The organism is Anabaena sp. CS-542/02 (assembly GCF_028331085.1).
Lineage (GTDB): Bacteria > Cyanobacteriota > Cyanobacteriia > Cyanobacteriales > Nostocaceae > Anabaenopsis > Anabaenopsis arnoldii.
The window spans coordinates 1-11358 of sequence record NZ_JAQMTM010000125.1; the positions used below are offsets into that span (position 1 = coordinate 1).

11 protein-coding genes are annotated in these 11358 nt (G+C 40.1%); 9 read left to right on the forward strand and 2 right to left on the reverse strand.

What is annotated here, in order from left to right:
* The first annotated feature begins 234 nt into the window (after nt 1–234).
* The 4 genes from PN447_RS13580 (at nt 235) to PN447_RS13595 (ending at nt 3439) form a co-directional block, all read left to right on the forward strand.
* Nucleotides 235–1755, forward strand: coding sequence for a bifunctional aminoglycoside phosphotransferase/ATP-binding protein (locus tag PN447_RS13580; RefSeq protein WP_271763576.1), 1521 nt, complete (start codon nt 235–237; stop codon nt 1753–1755).
* Between the two features lie 33 nt (nt 1756–1788).
* A complete protein-coding gene (locus tag PN447_RS13585) occupies nt 1789–2286 on the forward strand; it encodes a hypothetical protein (RefSeq protein WP_271763577.1) in 498 nt (165 codons plus the stop codon).
* 85 nt (nt 2287–2371) lie between these two features.
* Complete coding sequence (locus PN447_RS13590; protein WP_271763578.1) at nt 2372–3160, forward strand: YdcF family protein; 789 nt, start codon at nt 2372–2374, stop codon at nt 3158–3160.
* 57 nt (nt 3161–3217) lie between these two features.
* Complete coding sequence (locus tag PN447_RS13595; RefSeq protein WP_271763579.1) at nt 3218–3439, forward strand: hypothetical protein; 222 nt, start codon at nt 3218–3220, stop codon at nt 3437–3439.
* A gap of 5 nt (nt 3440–3444) precedes the next feature.
* On the opposite strand, the gene PN447_RS13600 is transcribed toward PN447_RS13595, so the two are convergent.
* Nucleotides 3445–3717: a ferredoxin-thioredoxin reductase variable chain gene (locus tag PN447_RS13600; protein WP_271763580.1), complete on the reverse strand. Its 273-nt coding sequence runs from the start codon at nt 3715–3717 to the stop codon at nt 3445–3447.
* A gap of 405 nt (nt 3718–4122) precedes the next feature.
* Here PN447_RS13600 and PN447_RS13605 point away from each other — a divergent pair, with 405 nt between their 5' ends.
* Both PN447_RS13605 and PN447_RS13610 read left to right on the forward strand, forming a co-directional pair.
* Entirely contained in the window at nt 4123–4554 is a 432-nt protein-coding gene (locus tag PN447_RS13605; protein ID WP_271763581.1) for an NfeD family protein, read from the forward strand.
* Between the two features lie 60 nt (nt 4555–4614).
* Nucleotides 4615–5601 (forward strand): SPFH domain-containing protein, encoded by a 987-nt coding sequence (locus PN447_RS13610; RefSeq protein ID WP_271763582.1) that lies wholly within the window; start codon nt 4615–4617, stop codon nt 5599–5601.
* Nucleotides 5602–5642: 41 nt separating this feature from the next.
* Here the strand turns inward: PN447_RS13610 and PN447_RS13615 are convergent, their stop codons facing one another.
* Nucleotides 5643–6044 carry a Fur family transcriptional regulator gene (locus PN447_RS13615; RefSeq protein ID WP_271763583.1) on the reverse strand — a complete coding sequence of 134 codons (402 nt, stop codon included), beginning with the start codon at nt 6042–6044 and terminating at the stop codon, nt 5643–5645.
* 145 nt (nt 6045–6189) lie between these two features.
* Here PN447_RS13615 and purS point away from each other — a divergent pair, with 145 nt between their 5' ends.
* The 3 genes from purS to PN447_RS13630 all read left to right on the forward strand — a co-directional run bounded on the left by purS (nt 6190) and on the right by PN447_RS13630 (nt 10699).
* Nucleotides 6190–6468: a phosphoribosylformylglycinamidine synthase subunit PurS gene (gene purS, locus PN447_RS13620; RefSeq protein WP_271733269.1), complete on the forward strand. Its 279-nt coding sequence runs from the start codon at nt 6190–6192 to the stop codon at nt 6466–6468.
* Between the two features lie 103 nt (nt 6469–6571).
* Nucleotides 6572–7246 (forward strand): phosphoribosylformylglycinamidine synthase subunit PurQ, encoded by a 675-nt coding sequence (gene purQ, locus PN447_RS13625; RefSeq protein ID WP_271763584.1) that lies wholly within the window; start codon nt 6572–6574, stop codon nt 7244–7246.
* 393 nt (nt 7247–7639) lie between these two features.
* Nucleotides 7640–10699: a hypothetical protein gene (locus PN447_RS13630; protein ID WP_271763585.1), complete on the forward strand. Its 3060-nt coding sequence runs from the start codon at nt 7640–7642 to the stop codon at nt 10697–10699.
* Nucleotides 10700–11358 lie beyond the last annotated feature (659 nt).

Here is an 11358-nt window from a genome sequence, read left to right on the forward strand (position 1 = left end):
AGCGGTAGTCTTTCTTGTAAATCTTAAGAGAAATATCGCGTCTGGCTAAGGCGTGCAAGTCTACTAAGGGATAACCGCTCCCATGCTCCCGTTGAAGTAGAAAGTAAAGTCTAGCTTTGTCTAGGTTTTATATAGCAGAACATGGGTTTATGAGTTGGTCTTTGACCTTGTACAATCCCTGCACCTGGGGGATTTATGTGAAATTTTTGTAACTATCCAACCCACGGTTTTTTTATGACACCAGCAAATCTTCCAGTTTTAATTCAGCAGATGTTACAACCGGGATTTTATCCCCACCCAGTCACAGAACCCATAGAACTGATTCAAACTCACATCTCCTATGTACTGCTTACGGGAGATTATGCGTATAAGTTGAAAAAAGCAGTAAATTTTGGCTTTTTGGATTTTTCTACTCTAGAAAAACGCAAGCATTTTTGTCAAGAAGAGTTGCGTTTGAATCAACGGGGCGCGGCTGAATTGTATTTAGAAGTACTACATATAACTGTATTGGATGGGCAATATCACTTAGAAGGAGCAGGAAAGCCTGTAGAGTATGCCCTAAAAATGCGCCAGTTTCCCCAAGAATTACTCTTGAGTACACTATTTGATCAAGGTAAGTTAACGGAGACTCACTTAGAGAATCTAGGTAAAGTAGTGGCTGAGTACCACGCTAAATCTACAACTAATGATTATATTCGGAGTTTTGGCGAAGTTCGGCAAGTGCGGGCGGCAATTGATGAGAATTATCAACAAACAGAAAAGTATATTGGTGGACCCCAGACACAGCAGCAGTTTCAGGAAACAAAGAAATATACAGATAATTTTTTCTTAGAACATCCAGAATTATTTACCAGTAGAATTGAAAATAACTATATTCGTGAATGTCATGGTGATTTACACCTGAGAAATATTGCTTTATGGCATGATCAGATGTTTCTGTTTGACTGTATTGAATTTAACGAGCCATTTCGCTTTGTGGATGTCATGTATGATGTGGCGTTTACGGTGATGGATTTGGAGGCGCGAAACAGCCGTAATCTGGCTAATGTTTTTTTAAACACCTATGTGGAACAAACTGGTGATTGGGAAGGATTGCAGTTATTACCTCTGTATTTAAGTCGTCAAGCTTATGTTCGAGCCAAGGTGACTTCATTTTTGTTAGATGACCCCAATATACCAGAAACAGTCAAGGCGGATGCGGCAAAAACGGCAGCAGCATATTATCGCCAGGCTTGGGAGTATACTAAATCAAAATCAGGAAAACTGATTTTAATGTCTGGGGTGTCAGGTTCTGGGAAGTCTACAACGGCTAAATATTTGGCGCGTAAATTCGAGGCGATTCACATTCGCTCAGATGCGGTGCGTAAACATTTAGGGGGGATTTCTGTTTGGGAGCGTGGTGGGGATGATTTATATACCCCAGAAATGACTCAAAAAACCTATGGCCGGTTGCTGGATCTGGGAATTATGCTGGTTCGCCAAGGGTTAAATGTGATTTTAGATGCTAAGTATGATAAGCAAAACCTGCGACAAAATGCCATTGAGCAAGCGGAAAAATACCAAGTTCCCCTGGAAATTATATACTGTACTGCACCTTTAGCAGTTGTGCAAGAGCGTCTGGCTCAACGTACTGGGGATATTGCTGATGCTACTGTAGATTTATTAACATCTCAACTGGATCAGGCGGAACCATTTACCAGGGAGGAAATGCCCTATGTGCAGATTTGGGATACCACTGCATCACCACAGGCATAATTAAAATCATTAGTTTACAGTATTTGTAAGTCTATGGCAACTAAAGGTTTACCACCTATCTCACCGGAATTCTTTTCTCAACTGATATTTGGGGGATTTTTAATCTTCATATTGCTCATGGCGGGCTTTTCACTACCCCTGAGTATCTTTTTGGGGATTATTGCTGGTTTTGTTTTGGGTTGGTTCACAAGTTCTAGTAAAAATAGCCCCCGGGAACCTGCTATACCCTCCTCTGATGGTATTGACGCGGGACTAAAATATTGGTTGTTTTTCTTGCTGGGGTTTGTGTTGTTAGGGTATTCTGCACCCGCTGGGATCTTCCTAGGTGCAATGGCGGCTCTGGGTGGGGGTTGGATGACCGCTTGGTGGGGTTGTAAGGAGCCTATGAATACTCAGCTACCTATGGAGGTTTTAGATGTTGATGTGAATGAAGGCCCTAGGGAGAGAATTACTAAACAGCAAACTAGAAAAGTCTCCCGTCGTTATCGGCGAACCTCCGGAAGTTTCAATTTCCGGTTTTGGGAAAAATGAGGGAATATGTTTTTAGAGAGGGCGGGTAGGATACCCACCCCACAAGATTTATGATCTTAAGCTGTGTATTTTATTTATTTGAAACGTGCTGTATCTGTCTAAGTTACTACCACTGTTTTTTTATCCCCTGGGACTGGTTACTATTGGTTTAATGGTGGCATTGGTGACACTATGGAAACGTCCCACCCTGGCCGCTATGGCGATTAGTTTGGCTTTAACTATATTGCTGGTTTCTAGTAATGCTTGGGTGGCTAAGTCTGTGGTGCGATCGCTAGAATGGCAATATCTCCCCACAAGTCCAGTACCCACCGCTCAAGCAATTGTAGTTTTAGGTGGTGCAACTAGCTCCCCTGACCCTCCCAGGGTAACTGTTGATTTGAATGAGGCGGGCGATCGCATTATTTATGCAGCCCAATTATATCGGCAAAACAAAGCCCCCATCATTATTGTCACTGGGGGTCGCATTGATTGGAGTGGGAGCAGTTCCCCAGAATCTGTGGATATGGCGGATGTGCTGACATCAATTGGGATCCCATCGGAGGCGATTATTCAAGAACCGGAGGCTCTCAATACATATGAGAATGCTGTGAATGTTAAGCAGATTTTCATAGAACGTGGTATTAGTAAGGTATTGTTAGTTACTTCGGCAATGCATATGCCGCGATCTGTGCAAATTTTCCAAGGTCAAGGTATCGATGTGATTCCCGCACCGACTGATTTTCAGGTGAGTGAAAATGAAATGGCAGCCATGACTAGAACCCCCAAAGCTGCTATCCTGAACTTATTGCCTGATGTGGGTAACTTACGGTTATTTACCAGTGCCATCAAAGAATATATTGGTATTTGGGTCTATGGCTGGCGTGGTTGGCTGTAGGCAGCTAAGATATTGTGGTGGAGGGAGTTGAGCCGCCTTTATGCTTATACTGTAATTATGTCTGAAAATTTACCTTATATTGTGCCATCGCCTCAGTGTGAAGTTGAGGCTGACTTTTCACATTATCAAATAACTTACCAATTCTACACAGAAGTTGAGACCCGTTCAGAGTTTGAGAGTTATTGCGCCTGGTATTACCAAACAGCAGCACAGCATCGTCAAGAGTTAGAGAAAATGCGCGGCGAATTGAATATTTTTCAGTGGTTTCGCCGCTTGTGAGTAATTTAGATTACTTCTAACTCATTTTCACGCAGGTGAGCTTTAAATTTTTTACTAAACTGCACTAGAATCGGTAAGTTAGCGCTGACAGGTCTACCTTTCCATTCAGTAGCAATATTCACGACTTCGCCTTGTGTATCTTTGATATCAAAAGCCTCACCCCGATGTTCAGGATGATGATAAACTACTACGGACTCTTTAACACGGATGCGATCGCCTACTTTGATAACCACATCTCCACTTGGTTTTTGCTGTTCCATAAGCATCTCCACAGTCACTCCTTACTGAAACTGCTAAAAAAACTGTTTGTAATATTCACTAATATACAAACAAAGCCTGCCCATGCAGGCTTTAATAGTCATTAGTGAGCGACATTCAGATCATTAAAAATCCGTTTTACTGTTGCTGTGCTCTTTAAATACAACTTTAATTCTACAATGAATAGTCATCAGTTTTCTCAACTGAAAATATATCTTTAACTAGCGGGGTATGTTGTTACCGATAGTGGGGGAACCAAGCCCAGCAGCAGACTGGAAAAACCTATTCCCTAATTTTGCAGGACATACCTAATAAAGTTAATCAATATTAAGATTTGGTAGGTTAAGGATACAGTTAAAGTGTAAGTGGATTTGATCCAAGCAATCAATTTAGGTGAATCTAGAGTCTAGAATGGTGCTATGCCTATGCCAAGTTATACCTTAATCTGGCTGTTGGCGGGAGCTGTTCTGTGTTTAATGGAACTGTTCTTACCATCGGCTTTTGTGGAATTCATAATGGGAATTAGTGCCTTAATTGTGGCGCTACTGTCTCTAGCGGGTGTGGGTAGTTTAGGGTTGCAAATTGCAGCTTGGTTATTACTGTCCACAGTTCTGATTGTGCTTTCTCGTCGCTTTTTGCAACCGCGAGGACGCAAATCAAAAATGGTGGATACAGTTGTAGCTCAAACCTTAACGGAAATTCCCGCTGGGGAAACCGGACGGGTGCTGTATGAGGGGAATTCTTGGCGCGCCCAATGTGACGACGACCAACTGTACATAGCACCCCATCAAAGAGTTTATGTAGTCAGAAGAGAAGGCACTACTTTGATTGTAATGCCTGATTACCTATTGCGTTGAGTGGGCGCTTGTACAGTTGTTCACACAGACATGGCATGAGAAGTTAGGAGAATCTAAAATATGAATGAATTTTTCTTGCTAGTATTTTTGGCTCTTGGTGGTTCTGCGGTTGCAGGATCTGTAAGAGTCGTGAATCAGGGTAATGAGGTATTAGTAGAACGATTAGGGAGCTATAATAAAAAGCTTGGCCCTGGGCTGAATTTTGTGGTGCCTTTTTTAGATAAAATCGTTTATCAACAAACTATCCGGGAAAAAGTTTTAGATATTCCTCCCCAAAAATGTATTACCCGGGACAATGTGGGGATTGAAGTGGATGCGGTGGTTTACTGGCAGATTGTAGACATGGAAAAGGCATGGTATAAGGTGGAAAACCTGCAAGCAGCCATGACAAATTTAGTACTAACTCAAATTCGCTCGGAAATGGGACAACTGGAGTTAGATAAAACTTTTACGGCCCGGTCTCAAATTAATGAAATATTATTGCGTGAGTTGGATATTGCTACTGACCCTTGGGGTGTGAAGATTACCCGGGTAGAATTGCGCGATATTGTTCCCTCCCAGACGGTGCGAGAATCAATGGAGCTACAAATGGCGGCGGAACGGCGGCGACGGGCGGCAATTCTCACTTCCGAGGGGGAACGGGAATCGGCGGTGAATACCGCTAGGGGGAAGGCTGAGGCGCAAATTTTGGACGCTGAAGCTCGTCAAAAATCTACGATTCTCCAAGCGGAAGCACAACAAAAATCTATTATCTTACAAGCTGAAGCTGAACGCCAGCAACAAGTCCTCAAGGCCCAAGCAACCGCTGAAGCTCTGCGTATTATCACTAATACTCTCAATGGTCAACCAGGAGCACAAGAAGCTTTACAGTTTTTACTGGCTCAAAGTTATTTGGACATGGGGACGAGGATTGGTAGCAGCGACAGTAGTAAGGTGATGTTTATGGACCCCCGCACTATCCCTGCTACTTTGGAGGGGATGCGTTCTATTGTTGCTGATGGTCCTACTAACCCTATATTTGGGGGTGATGTGCCACGTTCCAGATGAACCGACAATCCCCGTCTCTTGAGAGCGGGGACTTTCAAGAATCAAGTATTGCATGCAGCTTGATTCATTTGGCATTGACTACACAAACCAAAAAATTCTAGTGTGTGGTAAAAGACTTTAAATTTATGCTGGAATTCTAACTGGTCTTCTAAGGGATGAACAGGACATTGATTAATGGGAATTGATAGGCCACACTGCAAACAGGTAAGGTGGTGTTTGTCTTGTTGGGCTAGGTTATACAGGGCTTCACCGTTGGATAAATTCCTCACCTGTACCATCCCTTCTAGTTTTAAGGCTTCCAGTGAGCGGTAAACTGTTGCTAAACCCATGGTTTGGTTGCGATTACGTAATTCTACGTAAATATCTTGGGCGGAAATTCCTTGTTGGATGCTCTTGAGTAGGCGGAGAATCTTCTCTTGACTGGGGGTGCGTATGGCTCTCATAGACGATTATTTAAATTTACTACTGTAGTGGCAGCTGTTAAATTGGTAAGGTTATTGATTAACTGTAACTGCTTCTTTATTTTATTCTGACTCAGTTGGGACAGAAAGTTATAGTATAGCGATCGCAGCATTTAGCAAAAAGCCTGTGCAAAGGAAGTATCTAGCCAAAATTTTCGTGACCCTTCGCCCTTCAGTGTTAGACCCTGCTGGTGTGGCCGTACAATCTGGTCTGAAGCAACTGGGATACGACAACGTGGAACAGGTGCGGATTGGGAAGTACATCGAACTCACCATCACTTCTACTGAGGAGATCAAGGCGCGTCGAGACCTTGAACGTATCTGTGACCAAATGTTAGCAAATCCAGTGATTGAAAATTATCGCTTTGATTTGATTGAGGTGGAAACACAAACAGGAGTTATTTAGCATCCAGGATGGGGAAACAGGGAAGCATATTAATTTCTCTGTCCCCATCTCTCACTCCCACTACACTAATTAAAACTAATTAAGAGGAATTAATCACTAAATCATGAAATTTGGGGTTTTGGTTTTTCCGGGTTCTAATTGCGATCGCGATGTTGCTTATGTTACCAGAGATTTGCTGGGGCTGCCTACTCGCATGGTTTGGCATCAAGAAACTGATATCACTGATTTGGATGTAGTTATCATCCCCGGTGGCTTTAGTTACGGTGATTATCTGCGTTGTGGTGCCATCGCCCGCTTCTCCCCTGTGATGCAGCAGGTAATTAACCACGCCCAAGCAGGTAAATTTGTTCTCGGTATCTGTAACGGTTTCCAGGTATTAACTGAAGCTGGTCTGTTACCCGGAGCTTTGACGAGAAATCAGAATTTACATTTTATCTGCGATCGCGCTCCGCTCACCGTTGAGCGTAACGATATTCCTTGGACTCAAGCCTACACTACCAATGAAACTATCACTCTGCCTATTGCCCACGGCGAAGGGCGATTTTATGCTGATAAGTCTACTTTAGCAGCCCTTGAAGATCATAGTCAAGTGGTTTTTCGCTATGCAGGAGACAATCCCAACGGCTCACTCAATAATATCGCCGGGATTTGCAATCGACAAGGCAATGTTTTAGGCATGATGCCTCACCCAGAAAGAGCATCAGATGCTTCCCTGGGGTATACTGATGGATTGCGCCTATTTCAAGGCCTATTAGGGAAAATCGCCGCCTGGGTTTAATTTTCTTCCTGTGCTGTGAATTACTCTCAGGAATTGACCTCCCCAATCTTCATCTTATTTTTTTAGTCCTGATTACTGGACTTTTTTTATGGCTGTTTTTGGTTAAGTTTCTACTGTTTCACTGGTCACTATGGGGTATAATTATAATTGTGCTTATTATAGCAACCGCCAAGGAGGTTAGGACATAAACAGAAGATAAAACCATTGAAATTCAAGCGTTTCAAGGCTTCCCCCTGCCCCCTGCTATAGCAATCCTAAATGATTCATGAACAATTTCTGTTCCCTGTTCCCTGTTCCCTGTTCCCTTTCCTCACTGATAATTTCTCAAGTCAAATAGGATGACTATATATCCATAGATATCAATTGCAGATATTTACATACTGAGGTCTTTACGTGAATAAAATTACAATCAATCCTGATTTAGCAAATGTCGATTATACTGACTTACTAACGAAAATCTGTCAAAGCTTAGAGAAAAACCAAATATTCAGAACCAATAATAATCATCAATGGTTAGTGGTGGATATTAATCAAATAGCTGCTGAAATCGCCACTTCACAAGTGAATAGTCCTTTAGGAAATGCTAAGGGAGTACGTGCAGCTACTCTCAATTTTAGCCCTGGCTCTCAAGATAGATTTCCAGAGCAAATAAGTAACATCACTGAATTAGTTAGATCCAATTTAACATCCTACTTGAGCCAAAATCTATCTTTAGATAGATTGACATTTGTCACACAACTGATTGCAGATTTAAAGACATTTCGCCAACAATCAAGTAAATTTGACCTCGCCTATAATTTCCCACCATCTAACCAATTACAAAAACAGCGATTAACAGTTAGAAATAACGACGGAAAACACACACAACTACTTAAAGCCCATAAAGTTAAAATCTCAGTGGACAAACCCAGTAATTTTACCGCCCACTTATTAGAGGGAATTAATAACTTTATAGATGTTCAACTTGATCCTACATCGGAGGAAAGGAATGACCTAGAAGATATTTTAGAGAACTTAGATAAAAATGAGCAATCAGATATTCACCGCTTAGAAAATCTGGTGAACCAGCAAACATTAGGTAAATTAAAGAAGTTAGCCAAAATCAAATATTTAGAATTTCTCTATGAAAATATTGATGACAATGCTAGTGAGAACAACTTGCAAGGTAAAATATATTTACAGGACTTAATCAGAAGATTAAAATTATTAGATGACTATATTAATAATACCAACAAAGCAGACGGGGAATATATAGTTAACTATCAGGGAGTAGAGGTTAATTACCAAGATATGTTTTCTCGGGGTGAAGCATTTGATATGCTTCCCATTATCCCCTTGATTGAGGGTTACCTAGGAGAAACAGAACAGGAAAACCGCGAGAAAGTAGAATTTATTTTTGGTTTAAAGTTGAAATTTGATGGTCAAGTCCAAGCCCATAAAAAAGGGAAAACAGTTTTTGATTATAATCAAAGGATTTTAAACCCAGATAGTGAAGAACATAAAGAAGGGGTTAAAGATGAATCTAGAAAAAAACTCTTTGTAGAAAAGGTGTTAAAGATAGCTTGTTTATATTACTTTTTATTTGCATCTCGTCAAGATCCTAAGAATCCCCAGAATGATTTAGAATATAACCCCATTACTAACCTGGAAAAATATGTATTACCAATATTGCAAGGTAGTAATGATGAAGATAAAAAACAACTATTTAGAAACATTATTAAGGGGTTTGAAAAGTTTCAAGTTAAAGAAAAAATCAAAACTCTCAAGGGAGTTTTAACAAATCTGATCAAGCGGAAAACTTCCTTCCCTACCAGAGAATATCCCCTACATATTTCTGTCAAGAATAGTATTTTAGAAGCAGATATTAACACTATTGTTGATAGAGATACATTTTTTAAATCTCTGTTACGGGAGAATCCTAAAGATTGTCTTAAATATATCAATTTGGGGGAAGCAACCACAGATAAAAACTTTATAGTCAGTCTCCCAGCCAAAATGACTATCAGTGAAATCTACTTTTTTGAGACTGATGATAGAGAAACTTTTCAGATGCAATATGATATAGATATAACAGGTCAGGGTATTAGTGTTTTACCAGTAGTATTTGCACCAGCTAACAGTTGCTATGAATTTTTTACAAAAAACTTATCAGACCGTAAGTTGGTAATATTTCCCTATCGTCCAGATCCTAAAAAACCAGAAACTGGGAAACCTGAAACCCAGAAACTAGAGTCCCATCAAGAATTTATTTACAAAATTACCTACAGCTTACTAGCTTACGTCTGCTTGTATGTCTTACTAGAAGGACAATTAAAAAATTTATTTATTCCCATTTTAAGGATACACCTCAACAACAAGAAAAATGATCCACCCATAGAAAAATTTATAGTTTCCTTGACCGGTGTATTATCCCATTTATTTAATGAAAGATATTGGAGTAATTCCCAGGGAATAGATATTAAGGAGTTTTCGGAAAAGGGTAAATTTAAAATTCCTAATACTTTAGCATCTTTGTATCATATATTACCAAAAAAATTTACTTTCCCACCTGGAGAGAAATTTCAATTTCGGGAACTAGATAAACTAGCAATGATTATAGTTTCTAGTCGCGGTAGTGATAGCAGATGGGGAATGGAAGCGAAAAAATCCAACCTGATGGGGGAAATTATTGATTTCCGAATTCAACCGCAAACTGCGACATTAAGATTATGGAGAACATTTTCGGAGAACTATGATAATCATGAAGATATGTTTTCATATCCTAGTGTGATAGTTGAGAATGTAGATCAACTCTATGAACAAGGCTACAGACATTTTATTTACATAGCAAAAGTTCCTTACAGCAGCACATTACACATCACTCAAACTAAAAGGGACGAACTATTTTTTATGTCTGCAAATGTCATTAAGGCTTTGACAAGGGAAAGGAATGATATTAAAATTTATCCCATGTTTTTTGATAAATACTACGCGGTCAAAGTTGAAAACAAAATCAAGTCTACATCATTATATATTCAAGATACTGTAGAACTGACACAGTTAGTAGAAGATAGTAGCAAAAAGTCAATTGTATTTTTCAACTTGTTTAACGGTATCGCAGTTGGTAAAGATACCAACTATAATGGTGTAATGTCTTACGCAACTTTGCTGAATATTTATCAGGGTGTACTGGATGACAAGGATATTAGAACCGGACTAATTTATCAGGACAGTCACTTAAAAAGTGAGATTTTGCAATGCTTGACTTTGTTTCATTTCTCCCGTTATCAAAAGCATGAAAACTCGGGTAAACTTCAAATCAAGTTAGACCCTTATCAAAACCTGATCGGACATGAGTCTATTGGTCAACTAGCTTTATTAAAATATAGTCGCGGTCAGAATGCAGAGTTTAACTCTCTAGCTTTTTTAACTTATGTTAGGGATATACTCGCAAGACCCAAATCAAGCTCTTAGTGGATGTTTGTCAAGTTTTCAACAGGTAATTTTTATCTTAGGGAACACCGGAAGGATTGGGGAACAGGCAAAAAACAATAAAATCCAGTCCCCTCCCCTTACAAGGCTATCCATTAACCGGATCTTTCTTAACATTCGTGAGAGCGATCGCTCGCAAACCCCCAAACCTTAATCCTCCGTTGATGATTCTCAATAAAATAAGGGTTTTATCAAGAAGAATAAGGTACATTTTGTCAAGATTAGGGAAAGTTTCAAGCGTTGAAACCATTGCCACATAAATGTTTCAAGATTGTTAAGAAAGATGTGAGTAATGAATAGTGTAATGGGAGGGGTTGGGGGTGGGGTCAAACCTGATAAAAACACCTACGTAGGGCGATCGCCCTTCTATCTCGATACTTATGAGGCCGTTTTATCTCTACCCTAAGATAGATGACAACCTGACAGTTATTCTAACTTAAAGTTATTTACACTTGTATAAATTTTAATAAACTGTCTGCTAAATTACTAACAGCGATCGCCTATATTGAAATTTCTACCCTTGTATATCCCCTAGTTTCCCATGTCCAGACTTTTGATTAGCCAGTACCAAGCAGAAGTAGCCAAAATTATCCAGTTTGGCGGTTCCCGTAAAGAAACTTCTATTCGCGTGGCTTTTCAAA

Coding starts and splice junctions, on each gene's coding strand:
- PN447_RS13580 (WP_271763576.1), top strand. CDS start 235: ATGACACCAGCAAATCTTCCAGTTTTAATTCAGCAGATGTTACAACCG.
- PN447_RS13585 (WP_271763577.1), top strand. CDS start 1,789: ATGGCAACTAAAGGTTTACCACCTATCTCACCGGAATTCTTTTCTCAA.
- PN447_RS13595 (WP_271763579.1), top strand. CDS start 3,218: ATGTCTGAAAATTTACCTTATATTGTGCCATCGCCTCAGTGTGAAGTT.
- PN447_RS13605 (WP_271763581.1), top strand. CDS start 4,123: ATGCCAAGTTATACCTTAATCTGGCTGTTGGCGGGAGCTGTTCTGTGT.
- PN447_RS13610 (WP_271763582.1), top strand. CDS start 4,615: ATGAATGAATTTTTCTTGCTAGTATTTTTGGCTCTTGGTGGTTCTGCG.
- PN447_RS13615 (WP_271763583.1), bottom strand. CDS start 6,044: ATGAGAGCCATACGCACCCCCAGTCAAGAGAAGATTCTCCGCCTACTC.
- purQ (WP_271763584.1), top strand. CDS start 6,572: ATGAAATTTGGGGTTTTGGTTTTTCCGGGTTCTAATTGCGATCGCGAT.